Source organism: Pseudomonas sp. ADAK13, from assembly GCF_012935715.1.
Lineage (GTDB): Bacteria > Pseudomonadota > Gammaproteobacteria > Pseudomonadales > Pseudomonadaceae > Aquipseudomonas.
In genome coordinates this window covers 2,986,932-3,003,838 of record NZ_CP052860.1, presented here as the reverse complement: position 1 = coordinate 3,003,838, position 16,907 = coordinate 2,986,932, and the positions used below count along the sequence as shown (strand labels likewise).

At 61.7% G+C, this 16,907-nt stretch carries 17 protein-coding genes; 6 read left to right on the top strand and 11 right to left on the bottom strand.

The features are described 5' to 3' along the window. Window positions 1–62: 62 nt before the first annotated feature. The gene (locus HKK54_RS13890) at window positions 63–455 is read left to right on the top strand and encodes a lysozyme inhibitor LprI family protein (RefSeq protein WP_169387030.1); all 393 of its coding nucleotides are present in this window, start codon (window positions 63–65) and stop codon (window positions 453–455) included. Between the two features lie 2 nt (window positions 456–457). Here HKK54_RS13890 and HKK54_RS13885 read toward each other — a convergent pair whose 3' ends face one another. From HKK54_RS13885 to HKK54_RS13865, 5 genes are all read right to left on the bottom strand, one after another. Then, the gene (locus tag HKK54_RS13885) at window positions 458–1,903 is read right to left on the bottom strand and encodes a SulP family inorganic anion transporter (protein ID WP_169387029.1); all 1,446 of its coding nucleotides are present in this window, start codon (window positions 1,901–1,903) and stop codon (window positions 458–460) included. A 198-nt stretch (window positions 1,904–2,101) separates the two neighbouring features. Continuing rightward, on the bottom strand, window positions 2,102–2,995 hold the full coding sequence (locus tag HKK54_RS13880; RefSeq protein WP_169387028.1) for an NAD-dependent epimerase/dehydratase family protein: 894 nt from the start codon (window positions 2,993–2,995) through the stop codon (window positions 2,102–2,104). Between the two features lie 104 nt (window positions 2,996–3,099). Beyond that, a complete protein-coding gene (locus tag HKK54_RS13875) occupies window positions 3,100–3,996 on the bottom strand; it encodes a LysR family transcriptional regulator (RefSeq protein WP_169387027.1) in 897 nt (298 codons plus the stop codon). A 41-nt stretch (window positions 3,997–4,037) separates the two neighbouring features. Further along, window positions 4,038–4,628 carry an NAD(P)H-dependent oxidoreductase gene (locus HKK54_RS13870; RefSeq protein WP_010174210.1) on the bottom strand — a complete coding sequence of 197 codons (591 nt, stop codon included), beginning with the start codon at window positions 4,626–4,628 and terminating at the stop codon, window positions 4,038–4,040. Between the two features lie 116 nt (window positions 4,629–4,744). Then, window positions 4,745–5,509, bottom strand: a complete 765-nt coding sequence (locus HKK54_RS13865) for a sulfite exporter TauE/SafE family protein (RefSeq protein WP_010174208.1) — start codon at window positions 5,507–5,509, stop codon at window positions 4,745–4,747. Window positions 5,510–5,688: 179 nt separating this feature from the next. Here HKK54_RS13865 and HKK54_RS13860 point away from each other — a divergent pair, with 179 nt between their 5' ends. After that, window positions 5,689–6,585 (top strand): LysR family transcriptional regulator, encoded by an 897-nt coding sequence (locus HKK54_RS13860; protein ID WP_010174206.1) that lies wholly within the window; start codon window positions 5,689–5,691, stop codon window positions 6,583–6,585. On the opposite strand, the gene HKK54_RS13855 is transcribed toward HKK54_RS13860, so the two are convergent. Both HKK54_RS13855 and kynU read right to left on the bottom strand, forming a co-directional pair. Next, window positions 6,531–7,937 carry an amino acid permease gene (locus tag HKK54_RS13855; protein WP_169387026.1) on the bottom strand — a complete coding sequence of 469 codons (1,407 nt, stop codon included), beginning with the start codon at window positions 7,935–7,937 and terminating at the stop codon, window positions 6,531–6,533. The two genes, HKK54_RS13860 and HKK54_RS13855, sit on opposite strands and share 55 nt — an antisense overlap. Before the next feature lie 132 nt (window positions 7,938–8,069). Further along, window positions 8,070–9,320 (bottom strand): kynureninase, encoded by a 1,251-nt coding sequence (gene kynU / locus HKK54_RS13850; protein WP_169387025.1) that lies wholly within the window; start codon window positions 9,318–9,320, stop codon window positions 8,070–8,072. A gap of 142 nt (window positions 9,321–9,462) precedes the next feature. Between kynU and HKK54_RS13845 the strand changes: the two genes are divergently transcribed. Then, window positions 9,463–9,936, top strand: coding sequence for an Lrp/AsnC family transcriptional regulator (locus tag HKK54_RS13845; RefSeq protein ID WP_010165517.1), 474 nt, complete (start codon window positions 9,463–9,465; stop codon window positions 9,934–9,936). Window positions 9,937–10,093: 157 nt separating this feature from the next. Here HKK54_RS13845 and catA read toward each other — a convergent pair whose 3' ends face one another. The 3 genes from catA to HKK54_RS13830 are packed head-to-tail and all read right to left on the bottom strand — an operon-like array spanning window position 10,094 to window position 12,497. Then, window positions 10,094–11,023 carry a catechol 1,2-dioxygenase gene (gene catA / locus HKK54_RS13840; RefSeq protein ID WP_010165519.1) on the bottom strand — a complete coding sequence of 310 codons (930 nt, stop codon included), beginning with the start codon at window positions 11,021–11,023 and terminating at the stop codon, window positions 10,094–10,096. 42 nt (window positions 11,024–11,065) lie between these two features. After that, complete coding sequence (catC, locus tag HKK54_RS13835; RefSeq protein WP_010165520.1) at window positions 11,066–11,356, bottom strand: muconolactone Delta-isomerase; 291 nt, start codon at window positions 11,354–11,356, stop codon at window positions 11,066–11,068. A gap of 16 nt (window positions 11,357–11,372) precedes the next feature. After that, entirely contained in the window at window positions 11,373–12,497 is a 1,125-nt protein-coding gene (locus HKK54_RS13830; protein ID WP_169387024.1) for a muconate cycloisomerase family protein, read from the bottom strand. A 114-nt stretch (window positions 12,498–12,611) separates the two neighbouring features. Here HKK54_RS13830 and HKK54_RS13825 point away from each other — a divergent pair, with 114 nt between their 5' ends. Next, window positions 12,612–13,487 (top strand): LysR family transcriptional regulator, encoded by an 876-nt coding sequence (locus HKK54_RS13825; RefSeq protein WP_169387023.1) that lies wholly within the window; start codon window positions 12,612–12,614, stop codon window positions 13,485–13,487. Between the two features lie 144 nt (window positions 13,488–13,631). On the opposite strand, the gene HKK54_RS13820 is transcribed toward HKK54_RS13825, so the two are convergent. After that, entirely contained in the window at window positions 13,632–14,630 is a 999-nt protein-coding gene (locus tag HKK54_RS13820) for an AraC family transcriptional regulator (RefSeq protein WP_008436676.1), read from the bottom strand. A 313-nt stretch (window positions 14,631–14,943) separates the two neighbouring features. On the opposite strand from HKK54_RS13820, the gene antA reads away from it, so the two are divergent. Both antA and antB read left to right on the top strand, forming a co-directional pair. Then, complete coding sequence (gene antA, locus HKK54_RS13815; RefSeq protein ID WP_169387022.1) at window positions 14,944–16,335, top strand: anthranilate 1,2-dioxygenase large subunit; 1,392 nt, start codon at window positions 14,944–14,946, stop codon at window positions 16,333–16,335. Further along, complete coding sequence (antB, locus tag HKK54_RS13810; protein WP_169387021.1) at window positions 16,335–16,826, top strand: anthranilate 1,2-dioxygenase small subunit; 492 nt, start codon at window positions 16,335–16,337, stop codon at window positions 16,824–16,826. Before antA ends, antB begins: the two co-directional genes overlap by 1 nt. The last annotated feature ends 81 nt before the right edge of the window (window positions 16,827–16,907 follow it).

Here is a 16,907-nt window from a genome sequence, read left to right as displayed (position 1 = left end):
AAACTCAACTGCGCAGGCCGAGTCTTAGACTGCACACCGACTCATGACCAGGAAAACCCAGAATGAATCGTCAACACCTGCTTGTTCCCTTCGCCGCCGGCGCACTGCTGCTGGCCCTGTGCGGCACGGCCTCGGCCGACGAGAACCCGGCGCTGAAAAAATGCATGGACGGCGCCAACACCACCGCCGACATGGTCGATTGCAATGCCAGGGAAACCAAGGTTCAGGACGCGCGCCTGAACACCGCCTACAAAACCGCGATGACGGCGATGGAAGGCAACCGCAAACAGCAATTGCAGGATGTGCAGCGCCAGTGGATCAAGTTTCGCGATGCCAATTGCGGCTTCATCGGCTCGGCAACCGGCGGCACCATCGATCAGGTCAACGGCTCCGGCTGCGTGCTGGACATGACCCAGACCCGCGCCCAGGAGTTGGAAAACCTGGTCGGGCCGTGATACTAGTCGTGCTGTACCCGGGCGCGCTTGAGCAGTTTGCGGCAGCGTTCGGACAGGTGCAGCACCCGCAGATGCTTGCCGGCCTTGGTGTAGCGCTCCCGCAGGGTCATCAAGGCGGCAATCGCTGAATAGTCAACAAAGCTCAAGTGACGGCAATCCAGCGTCACCTGGGCCGGGTCGTTGGCCGGGTCGAACCGGTTGAGAAACGGCGTGGTCGAGGCAAAGAACAGCGTGCCGTGCACCCGATAGAGTTTGCTGCCGTCCGGCTCCATATGCTCATCGGCATACAGCTCACGCGCTTGCTGCCAGGCGAAGTTCAGCGCCGCAATCACAATCCCGCACAACACTGCCGTCGCCAGGTCGGTGAACACGGTAATCACCGTCACCGCCATAATCACCAGCACGTCGTTGAGCGGCACCTTGTTGATCACCCGCAACGAAGCCCAGGCAAACGTCTGCTGGGACACCACGAACATCACCCCCACCAGCGCCGCCAGCGGAATACGCTCGATCAGCGGTGACAGAAACAGAATGAACAACAGGATCATCACCCCGGCAAATACCCCGGAGAAGCGCCCGCGCCCGCCGGAGCTGAGGTTGATCACGGTTTGCCCGATCATCGCGCAGCCGCCCATGCCGCCGAATAATCCGGAGACCATATTCGCCGCGCCCAGGGCCACGCTTTCGCGGTCCGGGTAGCCACGGGTTTCGGTGATTTCGTCGGTGAGGTTGAGGGTCAGCAGGGTTTCCAGCAGGCCGACCATGGCCATCAGGATCGCGTAGGGCGCGATGATGTGCAGGGTTTCGAGGGTCCAGGGAATCTGCGGCAGCGCGAAGGTCGGCAGGCCGCCGGCGATGTGGGCCATGTCGCCCAGGGTGCGGGTCGGCAGGCCGAGCAGATACACCGCCAGGCCCACGCCGAGGATCGCCACCAGGGCCGGCGGCACGGCGCGGGTCAGGCGCGGCAGCAGGTAGACGATGGCCATGGTTGCCGCGACCAGCCCGGTCATCACGTACAGCGGCGTGCCGCTGAGCCAGGTGTCACCGTTCTTGAAGTGCTCCAGCTGCGCCAGGGCAATGATGATCGCCAGGCCGTTAACGAACCCGAGCATTACCGAGTGCGGCACCATGCGCACCAGCTTGCCCAGGCGCAACAGGCCGAAGGCGACCATGATCAACCCACCCAGCAACACCGTGGCCAGCAAGTACTGCACGCCGTGCTGCACCACCAGTGCGACGATCACCACCGCCATCGAGCCGGCGGCACCGGAGACCATGCCCGGCCGGCCGCCGAACAACGCGGTGAGGGTGCAGATGATGAACGCGCCGTAGAGGCCCATCAGCGGGTTGAGGTGGGCGACCAGGGCGAAGGCGATGCATTCAGGCAGCAAGGCGAAAGACGTGGTGAGTCCGGCCAGGGTGTCGGCGCGCAGACGGGTGAGGTTCATTGAAGTACCGGGGAGTCGCGGGGATAAGGCTGGGGATGGTACGGAATTGGGCGAGGTGGGGCTAGTGCGGTGTCATGACAAGTAGACCGGGTTGCCTTCATCGCAGGCAAGCCAGCTCCCACATTTGAGGGCGTTCACACATCAAAATGTGGGAGCCGGGCTTGCCCGCGATGGGCTCAACTCGGTTTCAAGCGAACATCACACCATCTCGTTGCGAATCCACTCGACTACAGAGGTCCGCTTCGGCGCCCACCCGAGCAATTCCCGCGCATGCTTGCCACGCACCCGGCTGTTGGAGCCCAAGCCATAGTTGGCCATTTCATAGCCCCACTCGGCCTCGGCATCCGCCAATGGCCAATCCTGTGGCTTGCCCAGTTTCAGCGCTTCGGCAATCGCAGTGGTCATGTCGATAAACGCCGCTTCGCCACTCTCCACAAAGTAGAACGTACCCGGCACATTCTTTTCCAGCGCCAGCAGGTACAGCGCCACCACGTCTTCGATGTGCACGTTGGACCAGATGTTCTGGCCAGTGCCCACATGACGCACTACACCGCTCTTGCGCGCCTGCTTGAGCAAGCGCGGCAATTGCACGCTGTCGCGCTTCACGCCCAGGCTGTGGCCGTAGATCAGGGTGTTGCAGATCACCGCCGAGTTCACGCCGTCTTGGGCGGCAGCCAGGATCAGATTGTCGATGGCCACGCGGGCGGCCTTGTCGACGGTCGGCTCCGGCAGGTTGTCTTCGACGTAGATGACGTCGCTCGACTTACCGCCGGACGCATCACCGACAATGCTCGAACCGCTGGTGTGCAGGAACGGCTTGTTGGAACCGCGCAAGGCGGCCAGCAAGGTTTCCACAGCACCGCGATGGTCGCTGCTGGCGGCGTTGATGACCGCGTCAGCCTTCTTCGCTTGCTCGGTCAGCAGCGCGCTGTCATCCAGCGTGCCGGTCACCGGCGTGATGCCCAATGCAGTCATTTCGGCAGCTTGCTCGGCGCTGCGCACCAAACCGGTGACGTTATGGCCGGCCTTGACCAGGCCCGTGGCGATGGAGCCGCCGATAAAACCGGCAGCGCCGGTAATGAATACGTTCATGGAGGTGTCTCCCTGCGTGAGTAATTGATGGCGTCAGTATTGCGGACCTATCCATGCGGAATAAGTCCGTATTGCCCAATTCAATCTTGCGCAGGGGTCACGAATCAGCTGGCGTAGCTGGCCAGCTTGCCCTGGATAAAGTCCAGGAAGCACTGGATGCGCAAGGCCAATTGCGAGTTGCGGTAGTACACGGCGTTGATCGGCTGGCGATAGCCGCTGTTGAACTCGGCCAACACCGGTATCAGGCGCCCGGTCTTGATGTCCTGGGCGGTCATGAAGTCCGACAAACAGGTGATGCCCTGCCCTTCCAGCGCCAGCTGGCGCAAGGTTTCGCCGCTGGAGGCCGCGACGCCCGGCTGGATCTGCCAGCGATCCCCGTGCACATGGCGCAATGGCCAGTGGTTGAGGGTTTCGGTCTGGGTGAAGCCGAGCAAGGTGTGTTCGGCCAGTTCGGCAACGGTGCCGGGGGTGCCGTGCTGTTCCAGGTAAGCCGGGCTGGCGAGGATACGCAGCGGGCTGCAACCCAGTGAGCGGGCGTGCAGGGTCGAGTCGGCCAGGGCACCGATGCGAATCGCGATGTCGGTGCTCTGCTCCAGCAGGTCGATGATCAGGTCGTTGCTGTTCAGCTCCAGCTGGATATCCGGGTACAGGCCACGAAACTCGGCGATGTACGGCACGATCGCGTGCAGCATGAAGGGCGACGCCGCGTTGATCCGCAGGCGCCCCGACGGGGTTTGCTGGCGCGACGACAGGCGCTCTTCGAGGTCGTCCATCTGTTCGAGGATCACCTTGGCCCGCTCGAAGAAATACTTGCCCTCTTCGGTCAGGTCCATGCGCCGGGTGGTGCGGTTGATCAAGGTGGTGTCGAGCTTGGCTTCCAGGCGCGACAAGGTGCGGCTGACCGCCGAAGGCGTCTGCCCGACCTGTTCGGCGGCGGCGGAAATCGACCCGCATTCAATCACGCAGACGAAGATCTGTAGCTCATCGGATCGGGCTTTCAACGTGAATCCTCTTTATAGCGGCTGCACGGATACTAGCCGCATTACAGACTCAGGTTAAACACCTGCGCCAGATGCTGCTCATAACGCGCCACGTCGGCTTCGATGGCCGGGCGCTTCATCACGTCCACGCACAGGAAGGTCGGCAGGCCGGTCATGCCGAGGAATTCGTTGGCCTTGTGGAACGGGAAATACACCGCGTCCACGCCCTTGGCTTCGAAGAAGTCGGTAGGGTCGTCGAAGGCTTGCTGCGGGGCGTTCCAGGTCAGGGACAACATGTATTGCTTGCCCTGGATCAGGCCGCCGCTGCCGTATTTCTGCGAAGAGTCGGAGCGGGTGCGGCCGTCGCTGGCATAGAGGCTGCCGTGGCCTTCGGTGAAGACTTCGTCGATGTACTTTTTGACGATCCACGGGGCGCCCATCCACCAGCCGGGCATCTGGTAAATGATCACGTCGGCCCAGAGGAACTTGGCGACTTCTTCGGCCACGTCGTAGCCGGCGTCGATGTGGGTTTCCTTGACGTCGACGCCGCCACGGTCCAGCACGGCCAGGGCGGCTTCATGCAGGGTGCTGTTGTAGCGACCGTCGGAGTGGGCGAACTTCTTGCCGCCGTTGAGCAGGAGAATTTTCTTCATGGGAGTGCCTAAAGATTAAAAATGTCTGAAGGCAGGGTAACGAGGCCGGGGCTTTGGAATAAGCGCCGGGCAGGCAAAATACATTTGACCGTAAAGCACGAATCTACAATGCATTCTTAACCACTGATCAGCAGATGCCCCCCCAACGCGGCCATGCCGATAAAAAATACGCGCTTGAACAACACCGCACTGATGCGCTGGCGCAGGGCCTGGCCCAGCCACATGCCGAGCAGCGCGGGGACCAGCGCCAGTAGCGAGGCATTCAACTCGCCGCCGCCCAGGCTACCGCGCCAGAAGAGCCCGGCCGCCAGCGCCAGGGTCGATACGGTGAACGACAGCCCCAGCGCCTGCACCAGTTGGTCGCGGTTCAAGCCCAACGCTTGCAGATACGGTACCGCCGGGATCACAAACACCCCGGTGGCCGAGGTGATGACTCCGGTCAGCACCCCGCACAGCGGCCCCAGCCAGCGCTCGGTGGTCGGGCTCACGTTGAACGTCGGCAGCAACAGCCCGCTCAAGGCATACACCAGCAACGCCCCGCCCAACGCCCGCACCACCCAATGCCCGCCGTCCATGCCGAGCCACAACGAGCCCAGCCCGGTGCCGAGGAAAATCAGCAGGAGCATCGGCCACAGGCGTTTGATCAAAGCGCTCAGGTGGCCGCCGAACGCCAGTTGCCAGAGGTTAGTGATCGTCGACGGAATGATCAGTAGCGCGGCAGCCTGCGCCGGCAACATAGCCAGGCCGAGCATGCCAATGGCGACGGTGGGCAGGCCCAGGCCGATCACGCCCTTGACCGTGCCGGCCAGCATAAACGTGCCGATCACCAGTAATGTCAGGGCCGGACCGAGGTTTTGGTAGAACGCGAGAAAAGTATTCATGGGTTGATTTTGCGGGCTTGGCGTGGGATTTGAAATTCGCCATATACTGAGCTTGCCTCTTGTTTTGTTTGAGGCTGATGGCCCCATCGCAGGCAAGCCAGCTCCCACAGTGATCGCATTCCAAAGTGGGAGCGGGCTTGCCCGCGATGAGGCCGGCACAGCCACCCTGGAAACTCGCCATGCACTTTGACCTGATCGACCTGCGCCTGTACCTGCACATCCTCGACACCGGCAATATCACCGCCGGCGCCGGCCGCAGCCATTTGTCCCTGGCAGCCGCCAGCGCGCGGATCCGGGCGATGGAAGCTTCACTGGGCATCGAGTTCCTGGAGCGTGGCCGCCGAGGCGTCACCCCGACTCCGGCAGGCAAAGCCCTGGCCCGTCACGCCCGCCTGCTGTTGCAGCAAGCCGAGCACCTGCAGCAAGACCTCGCGGAATACGCCAACGGCGTCAAAGGCCAGGTGCGCCTGCTGTGCAACACCACCGCCCTGAGCGAATACCTGCCGGAACTGCTGGCGGATTTTCTGCACGAGCACGCCAACCTCGACATCGACCTGCAGGAACTGCCGAGCCTGCGCATCACCCACGCCTTGCGCCAGGGCACCGCAGACCTCGGGATTATTTCCGATGCGGTGGACACCCACGGCCTGCAAACCCTGCCCTTTCGCGACGACCCGCTGGTACTGATCAGGCCGCTGGATCATCCCTTGGCCGAACGCACCGTGAGTTTTATCGACAGCTTGCAGCACGACTACGTGGGCCTGGCCGCCGGCAGCGCGCTGGCGGTGTACCTGGAAGAACAGGCGCTGCACGCCGGCTTTCGCTTGCAGACACGCATCCGCGCGGACAGCTTTGACGGGTTGATTCGCATGGTCGCCCGGGGCGCCGGGCTGGGGATCGTGCCCCAGGCGGCGCTGGAACGCTGGCCGTTGGAGCGGCGCTTCAAGGCCCAACCCCTGACCGAGGATTGGGCCTGTCGCAAACTGCTGTTATGCGCCCGCGAGTTCGAGCAATTGCCTGGTTATGCCAAAGCCTTGTTCGATGCCTTGGCCGCGCCCTTGCGGAAGAATACGTAGTACACCAGCGACAGAATCAGCAGGAACGGCACCCCGAACACCAGCGTCATCTTGAACGCGTCGGTGAAGAACGTGGTGATCATCACCGCCCCCATCAACACCAGGCCCAGCAGGGTGCTGTAGGGAAACAGCGCCAGTTGAAACGACAACTTCGCCCCGCCATGACGCTGGCGGTAGCGGCGGAAAAACAGGTGCGTGAGGAAGATCATGAACCAGGTGAAGATCGCGCCAAACATCGAGATCGCCATCATCAGGGTGAACGAGCTTTCCGGGTACACCACGTTCAGCAGCGTCGCCAGGGCGATGCCCGAACTGGACAGCAGCAAGGCGTTCAACGGGATCCCGCTCTTGCTCAAGGCGCCCATGGACTTGGGCGCAAAACCGGCGCGGGACAGGCTGAACATCATGCGGGTGGTGATGTAGAGCTGGCTGTTCATCGCCGACAAGGCGGCGATCAGGATCACGAAGTTCATCACCCCAGTGGCGCCAGGAATGCCGATGGTCTGCATCACTGTGACGAACGGGCTCTGGGCATGCCCGGCCTGGTTCCACGGCACGATGGCCAACATCAGCGCCAGGGTCAGCAGGTAGAACACCACCAGCCGCACGATGGTCGCGCGGAAGGCTTTCTTCACCGCCTGCTCCGGGTCGGCGGCTTCACCGGCGGCCACCGCGATCATTTCCACGCTCAGGTAGCTGAAGATCGAGACAATCACCGCGATCCACATGCCGCTCAACCCGTTCGGGAAAAAGCCGCCATGGGCGGTGTAATGCTGCACGCCGTAATCCGGGTTACCGGAGCCGAACACCACATACACCGCGAGGATGATGAAGCCGACGATGGCGCTGATCTTGATCGTGGAGAACCAGTACTCGAAGTTGCCGAAGGTCTTGACGCTGATAGCGTTGAGCACGATCAGCACGCTGGAAAACGACACGATCCACACCCACTCCGGCACATTGGCGAACCAGTACTTCATGTACATCGCCACCGCCGTGACCTCGGCGCCCACCGCCAGCACAATCGCCGCCCAGTACGCATACCGCACCAGGAAACCCGCCAGCGGGCTGACGTAAAACTCGGCATACGCGCCGAACGAGCCCGAGGTGGAGTGCGCCACGGTCATTTCCGCCAGGCAGCCCATCAACAGCAAGGTGATCAGCGCGCCAATGGCATAGCTGACCAGCACGCTGGGCCCGGCATAGCCGATGGCGTAGGCGCTGCCCATGAACAGCCCGGTGCCGATGGCGCCACCGATGGCGATCATGCTCATCTGGCCGGAAGTGAGCTGGCGCCTGAGGCCCAACTCGCGATTGGTAATTTCGGTAAAGCCTTGGTCTGGCGTGGTCACGTGGCGTGCCCCTTTATTATTGTGATTGCACACGATGTTGATGCCCCTTGTAGGAGTCCGGCTTGCCGGCGATGGCGATCTTACGGACGCCATCGCCGGCAAGCCGGGCTCCTACAGGGGTTTTGTGTTGTATCAGGTAACGCTATGGCGAACTTTGAATTGCGGCTGGTCCCAGGTTTTCTGGTCGAGAATTTCGCCAAGGATTTCCACCGCGTCCCAGACCTCAGTGAAGCTGGTGTACAACGGCGTAAACCCGAACCGCATTATCCGCGGCTCGCGATAATCACCAATCACGCCACGGGCGATCAGGGCCTGGATAACCGCATAGCCTTGCGGGTGTTCAAAGCTGACGTGGCTGCCGCGCCGGGCATGTTCACGCGGGGTGATCAGGGTCAATTCGTGGGCGGCGCAACGGGACTCCACCAACGCGATAAACAGGTCAGTCAACGCCAGGGATTTAGTGCGCAGGCTGGCCATGTCGGTCTGGGCAAAAATATCCAGGCCACATTCCACCATCGCCAGCGAGGTTATCGGCTGGGTGCCGCACAGGTAGCGCGCAATGCCCTGGCTCGGCGCATAACGCGATTCCATGGCGAACTGCCGGGTATGCCCGAACCAGCCCGACAGCGGCTGCGTGACCACATCCACCAGCGCCGGGTTGACCCACACAAACGCCTGGGAGCCGGGCCCGCCGTTGAGGTATTTGTAGGTGCAGCCGATCGCGTAATCGGCGCCTGCCTGATGCAGGTCGATCGGCACCGCGCCCGCCGAATGCGCCAGGTCCCAGATCGCCAGCGCGCCACATTCATGGCTCAACGCGGTCTGGGCCTGCATGTCGTACATGTAGCCGGTCTTGTAGTTGACGTGGGTAAGCATCACCACGGCGGTGTCCTGGTCGATGGCCTTGGGCAGTTCGTCCGGGCTGTTGACCAGGCGCAGGGAGTAGCCCTGTTGCAGCAGTTCGGTCAGGCCTTCGGCGATGTACAGGTCGGTGGGAAAATTGCTCGCTTCGCTGACGATCACCTTGCGGCTTGGCGCCCGCTCGCGCTGCACGGTCAACGCGGCGCTGAGCACTTTGAACAGGTTGATGGAGGTGGTATCGGTGATCACCACTTCACCGTCGCGGGCCCCGATCAGCGGTGCCAGGCGATTGCCCAGGCGCTGGGACAGGTCAGCCCAGCCGGCGCTGTTCCAGCTGCGAATCAGCCCATTGCCCCACTCCTCGGCAATCACCGCGTGCGCCCGCTCCAGCGCTGCCACCGGGCGTGCGCCGAGGGAGTTGCCGTCGAGGTAGATCACCCCGGCAGGCAAGGCGAATTGGTTGCGCAGCGACGCCAGCGGATCCTGGGCGTCGAGGGTCAGGCAATGGGTGCGGGTGGTCATGGTCAGTCCTGTTCTTGTAGTAACAATGAGCCAAATAATGAACGAAGCTTTAGAGAATTTTCGTGCAAAGTGGTGGGCAACAGGCTAATTAAGCTGTAGGAAATTCGAATTTAACCCCCAAACACGCGGATTTATTCTAACCATGATGCTCGACGCTACCGACCTGCGCCTTCTGCATTTCCTGCAACAGGATGGCCGTATCAGCAACCAGGAACTGGCGGAGAAAGTCGCCCTGTCGCCATCGGCCTGCCTGCGGCGTTTACGCCTGCTGGAGAGCGAGGGCATCATCAGTGGCTATCGGGCGGTGTTGAACGCCGAGCACCTCGGGATTGAGCTGGAGGCCATCGTCCACCTGTCGTTGCGCCAGGACGTGGAGGATTGGCACGAGACGTTCATCAAGAAGGTGCAAGGGTGGCCGGAGGTGGCCAGTGCGTATGTGATCACCGGGGCGAGCAACTATGTGTTGCGGGTGCAGGCGCGCAACCTCAAGCACTTTTCGGATTTTATCGTGAACCACCTGAACCGCACGGCGGGGGTGATGGATATCCGGTCGGAGATTGTGCTGCAGAAGATCAAGGATCGGGATGATTTGCTGGATCTGGTTGTTCGCAAATAGGCCAAACGATGCAGATTCAAATGTGGGAGCGGGCTTGCTGTGGCGAGCGGGCTTGCCCCGCGTTGGGCTGCGAAGCAGCCCCTTCAATCTGTAGTGAACCCGACGGGGGACAAGCCCCCTCACCACAGCAAGCCAGCTCCCACATTTTTTACCGCGTTCAGTCTTCGAGGGCGCGCACCCGCTGCATGCGCTTCTGCTCTACCGGCGCAGCCGCCGACTGCAACTCAAAGTCAAAATCAATCTGCGCAAACTGCCCTTCCACGCCAAATTCCTTCGCCAGGTTCGCGTCCTCGCTGAAGCGAATTTCGGCGATCAACTCATCCCGCGTCGCATAGGCAAAATCATCATGCAGGTATGGATCGTCCGACAGGTTGATCTGCGTGGTCAGGTGCCGGTGGCCCGGTGCCGAGATGAAGAAGTGGATATGCGCCGGCCGCTGCCCGTGGCGCCCCAACTGGTCGAGCAATTGCTGAGTCGGACCGGTCGGCGGGCAGCCGTACCCGGACGGCACGATGCTGCGAAAACGATAGTTGCCCTGGGCATCGGTCTCGATCCGACGGCGCAGGTTGAACTCCGACTGCGTGCCGTCAAACCACGAATACGTGCCGCCCGTGTTGGCCTGCCACACATCGACAATCGCCCCCGCCAGCGGTTTGCCGTGGGTGTCGCGTACCTGGCCCTGCATGAACAGCGGCACACCCGGATCCAGCCCGTCATCCAGCCGCGCCTCGTATTTGGACAGCGGCGCGCCGGCCACATACAGCGGGCCTTCGATGGTGCGCGGGGTGCCGCCGGATTTGCCGGCTTCCTCGTCAGCCGCGTCCATCAGCATGTCCAGGTAATGCTCCAGGCCCAGGCCTGCCGCGAGCAACCCGGCCTCCTGGTTCTTGCCCAGTTCGTTGAGGTAGTTGACCGCCTTCCAGAACTCTTCCGGGGTCACTTCCAGGTCTTCGATGATGTTCACCGTGTCCCGCAGGATCCGGTAGATCAGCGCCTTGGCCCGTGGGTTGCCGCCGTCGTTAAGGTTGCCGCTGGCTTCTTCGAGAAACTGTTGGGCGTGAGCAGTCTGGGAAAGTCGGATGGACATGGTGCAATCCTCATCTTGTAATTATTAGGTGAAAAAACAGACTCAGCGATCATCCTCACGGATCGACGACGGATGCCGGCACAGGGCATTCACTTCGATGGCCATGTAAGGATAAAGCGGCAGTTGCATCAGCAGGTCATGCAGTTCCTGCACGCTGTCGACATCGAACACGCTGTAGTTGGCATACAGCCCGGCGATGCGCCACAGGTGGCGCCATTTGCCTTGCTCTTGCAGCCGCTGCGAGAAGGCTTTTTCTTCAGCCTTGAGGGCAGCAGCGCGCTCGGGGTTCATGTCGACGGGCAGGTTCACGGTCATTTTTACGTGGAACAACATCGCAGGTGTCCTCTTGTTATTGGTCGCGACGGAAGAACGCCAGGCGCTCTTCATCGATGGCCAGGCCCAGGCCCGGAGCGGTGGAGACATGCAGGTGGAAATCGCGGTACACCAGCGGCTCGGCCAGGATGTCTTCGGTGAGCAGCAGCGGGCCGAACAGTTCGGTGTCCCACGCCAGTTTGTTCAAGGTGAGAAAGGCATGGGCCGAGGCCAGGGTGCCGATACCGCCTTCGAGCATGGTGCCGCCGTACAGGCCGATGCCCGCCGCCTCGGCAATCGCTGCGGTACGCAACACCGCACGCGGGCCGCCGTTTTTGGCGATCTTCAGGGCGAACACCGAGGCCGCACCTTCGCGGGCCAGGTTGAAGGCGTCTTCCACACATTCAATCGATTCGTCGGCCATGATCGGCGCCGGGCTCGACAGGTTGAGCCGCACCATGCCGCCACGGTTGTTGCGCGAAATCGGTTGTTCGATCAGGTCGATACCGTTGTCGCCCAGCACCTTGCAGGCGCGCAGGGCCACGGCTTCGTCCCAGGCCTGGTTGACGTCGACCCGCACGCTGGCGCGGTCGCCCAGGGCTTTTTTGATCGCGATGACATGCGCCAGGTCTTGGCTGACGTCACCGGCGCCGATCTTCAGCTTGAAGATGCGGTGGCGGCGCAGGTCGAGCATCTTCTCGGCTTCGGCGATGTCTTTTTCGGTGTTACCGCTGGCCAGGGTCCAGGCCACCGGCAGGGCGTCCCGCACACGACCGCCGAGCAATTCGCTGACCGGCAGATTCAGGCGTTTGCCGAGGGCATCGAGCAAGGCGCTTTCGATACCCGACTTGGCAAAGGTGTTGCCCCGAATGCTGCGCTCCAGGCGCAACATGGCGGCGTTGATATTGCTCGCGTCCTGGCCTAGCAGTAGCGGCGCGAAGTGCTGGTCGATGTTGACTTTGATGCTGTCGGGGCTTTCATTGCCGTAGCTCAGGCCGCCGATGGTGGTGGATTCACCAATGCCTTCGATGCCGTCGGCGCAGCGCACGCGGATGATCACCAGGGTCTGGTTCTGCATCGTGTGCATCGCCAGCTTGTGCGGGCGGATGGTAGGAAGGTCGACGATGATGGTCTCGATCGACTCGATGGCACAAATCGGCATGGCAATACCCGTTGGGTTCTTTATAGATTTGGCCTGATTCTGTTCCGGATCTCTGCTGGCTTCCAATATAGAATGGGTCTCGAACAATACCCTTAAGGTATGAATGGAGTCTTTATGGAACTGCGCCATCTGCGTTACTTCCAGGTGCTGGGTGAAACCCTCAACTTCACCCGCGCCGCCGAACGCCTGCACATTGCCCAGCCGCCGTTGAGTCGGCAGATCCAGCAACTGGAGGACGAACTGGGCGTGGTCTTGCTGGAGCGCGGGCGGCCGTTGCGCCTGACCGAAGCCGGGCGGTTTTTCTATGAGCACGCCAATGTGCTGCTCGAACAACTGGGCAAGGTGTGCGACAACACCCGGCGCATCGGCCTTGGCCAAAAGACCTGGCTGGGCATCGGTTTTGCGCCGTCGACGCTGTATGGCGTGCTGCCCGAGTTGATTCGCCGGCTGCGCAGCCACGATGGCCTGGAGCTGGAGTTGGGGCTTTCTGAGATGACCACCCTGCAACAAGTCGAAGCCCTCAAGGCCGGGCGGATTGACGTGGGCTTCGGGCGGATTCGCATCGACGACCCGGCCATCGTGCAGCGGGTGTTGGTGGAGGATCGGCTGGTGGCGGTGCTGCCGGCCGGGCATCCCCTGCTCGGTGCTCCGGCAACGCTTGCGCAGCTGGCCGCAGAACCGTTCGTGCTCTACCCCGGCAACCCGCGACCGAGCTACGCCGACCATGTGATCGCGTTGTTCGACGCCCACGGTTTGAGCCTTAAGGTTGCGCAATGGACCAACGAATTGCAGACCGCCATCGGCCTGGTCGGTGCGGGCATGGGCGTGACGCTGGTGCCAGCCTCGGTGCAGGTGCTGCACCGCGCCGACATCGGCTACACGCCGGTGGTGGAAGCCACCGCCACTTCGCCGATCATTCTCAGCCGGCGGATCAATGACCAGTCGCCGGGGCTTAATCATTGCCTGCAATTGGTCGAAGAATTGATCTGAGATCTCACAACCACCAGAAATCCCCTGTGGGAGCTGGCTTGCCTGCGATAGCGGTGATTCAGAAAAGAAAATGCAAGCTGATCCACCGCTATCGCAGGCAAGCCAGCTCCTACAGTTGATCTCCGTTGTTTTTGAGTAATGTGTTCAGCCACGCATGCGCCGGGCATCGTTGCGCTGAAGGGTCTGGCTGGGAGACTCATCGAACAGCTTGCGGTACTCGGCCGAGAATCGCCCCAGGTGGGTAAAGCCCCAGCCCAGGGCGATCTCGGAGATGGTGCGGGTGGAGCCGTGTTCGAGGATTTGCTGGCGCACGGCACCCAGGCGGTATTTCTTCAGATAGGCCATGGGCGACAAAGCAAAGTATTTGCGGAAGGCATCGAACAGCTTGAACCGCGACACGCCTGCCGCCGCCTCCAGATCCTCCAGGTGCACCGCTTCCCGGGCGTTGTCGTGGATGTACTGCCGGGCACGGATCAGATAGTGCGGCAGCTTCACCCCCAGCACGTCCCGCAGTTCTTCGGAATAGTTGTTTGGCTGGGCCAGGATCAGGCCCTTGATCAGCGAGCTTTCCAGGTCCCGGGTAAACGCCACCTGGTCATACAGCTCGCTGCTGCGTTCCAGCTCGGCGATGAAATACCGCGCCATGCGCCACCACGATGCGGAGGCGCCGTCCACCGCGTCCATCGCCGACTCAAAGCGCAGCGGCGCTTCAATCGGCCGCTGCAGCAAGCCTTCCAGGGATTCGCTCATGGCCGCGCGGGTGATCACCACTTGCAGCTTGCGGCAGTCACCCGAGATCTCCAGTACCTGATGCTCGTTGGGCGAGATGATCACGCCCTGGTCACGATTGGAACTGAGGCGTACGCCGTTCTTGCTCAACTCCTGCTCGCCCACCAGCGGCAAGGTCAGGCTGTAGCTGCTGAAGTGCTCGGCGTCTTCGATGTCGATGGTGACGTCGGTGCCGTATTCGATAATCCCCAGCGTCGTGGCGCGGGACTTGAACACATTGGCACTGTGGTGAAAACGGATGCGCTCCGGCGTCGCGGTTTGCAGCCGGTGCGGCCCGCAAATGCCGGACATCCAGCTGCAGGCGCCTTCAAGGTCGAAGCGCTCGATACGTATATCGCGTGTGTTGCTACTCATCACGGGGCACCCACGGCAATTGTGGCCGGCGCGCTCTGACGGCGCGTCCTGGTTGAATCCAGAGCAAGTTTTACGCCACGCCGGCAGCAATGCCACTGGGTGGATAGCAACCGTCGACTAAGTGGATAACCCACAGACTTTTCCGACAATCACCTTGCAAGACAGTAGCGCATTCCGCCACCACTCTGCACCGCAGTGGGTATTTCGTGCCCAACTAAGTGGCCCACCTTCCCCCATTAACCGGATAGCCCGCCGCCCCGCCGCAGCCTCTTAATGGCCTACCCGTTTAGCCATTATCCAAAAGGTGCCTCCCATGAGTGGTGCAAGAAGCGTCGAGCAGTGGAAAAGTTTTATCGAAGGCTGCCTGGACTTTCGTCCGGTGGATGAGGTGTTCCGCATCGCCCGGGACATGTTCACCGAGCCGGAACTGTTTGATCTGGAGATGGAGCTGATCTTCGAAAAGAACTGGATCTACGCCTGTCACGAAAGCGAATTGGCCAACAAGCATGACTTCGTGACGATGCGTGCCGGGCGCCAGCCGATGATCATCACCCGCGACGGCGAAGGCCAGCTCAACGCACTGATCAACGCCTGCCAGCATCGCGGCACCACCCTGACGCGGGTCGGCAAGGGCAACCAGTCCACGTTCACCTGCCCGTTCCACGCCTGGTGCTACAAGAGCGACGGCCGGCTGGTGAAGGTCAAGGCGCCGGGGGAATACCCGGAAGGCTTCGACAAGGCCACTCGCGGCCTGAAGAAGGCGCGGATCGAGAGCTACAAGGGCTTCGTATTCATCAGCCTGGACGTGAACGGCACTAACCGCCTGGAAGACTTCCTGGGCGACGCCAAAGTGTTCTTCGACATGATGGTCGCCCAGTCGGCCACCGGTGAGCTGGAAGTACTGCCGGGCAAATCCGCCTACACCTACGACGGCAACTGGAAACTGCAAAACGAAAACGGCCTGGACGGTTATCACGTCAGCACCGTGCACTACAACTACGTGGCCACGGTGCAGCACCGCCAGCAGGTCAACACCGAGAACGGCACAGGTTCCGGCACGACCCTGGACTACAGCAAGCTCGGCGCCGGTGATGCCAACACCGACGACGGCTGGTTCGCCTTCAACAATGGCCATAGCCTGTTGTTCAGCGACATGCCCAACCCCACCGTGCGTTCGGGCTACGCCACCATCATGCCGCGCCTGGTCGAAGAACACGGTCAGCAAAAAGCCGAGTGGATGATGCACCGCCTGCGCAACCTGAACATCTACCCAAGCCTGTTCTTTCTCGACCAGATCAGCTCGCAGTTGCGGATCATCCGCCCTATCGCCTGGAACAAGACCGAGATCATCAGCCAGTGCCTGGGGGTGAAGGGCGAGTCTGACGCCGACCGTGAAAACCGCATTCGCCAGTTCGAGGACTTCTTCAACGTCTCGGGCATGGGCACGCCGGATGACCTGGTGGAATTTCGCGAAGCCCAGCGCGGCTTCCAGGGCCGCCTGGAGCGCTGGAGCGATATCTCCCGCGGCAGCCATCGCTGGGAAACCGGGCCGACGCCCAACAGCGAAGCCATCGGTATCCAGCCGGCAATGACCGGCACCGAATTCACCCACGAAGGGTTGTACGTCAACCAGCATCGCAACTGGCAGAAATTCCTGCTGAACGGGCTTGATGCCCAAGCCCTGAAACTGCGGGAGGTGGAATGATGAATGCGCAATTGCAGTACCGGATCGAGCAGTTTTTTTACCGTAAATCCGAGCTGTGCGATGCCCAGGATTGGGACGCCTACGTGCAGCTGTTCGACCCGCAGAGTGAGTTCCACCTGCCGCAGTGGGACTCGGAACACGTCTACACCCGCGACCCCAAGCGCGAGATGTCGCTGATCTACTACGCCAATCGGTCGGGGCTGGAGGATCGGGTGTTTCGCCTGCGCACCGGCAAGGCGGCGTCGGCCACGCCGATGCCGAGAACCCTGCATTTGATCAATAACGTGCGGATTGCCGAGCAACCGGACGGGCTGCTGGAAGTGAAGCTGAACTGGCACACGCTGTTCTATCGGCTGGCGATGTCGGAGCAGTTCTACGGCAGCGCCACTTACAGCCTCAAGCCCAATGGCGACAGTTGGCTGATCACCCGCAAGCATGCGCTGCTGCTCAACGACACCATCAACTCGGTGCTGGATTTCTATCACCTGTGACAACGCGCTTTTGTGGCGAGCGCGATCCTGTGGCGAGGGGGCTTGTCCCCCGTTGGGCTGCGCAGCAGCCCCAATAAGGTA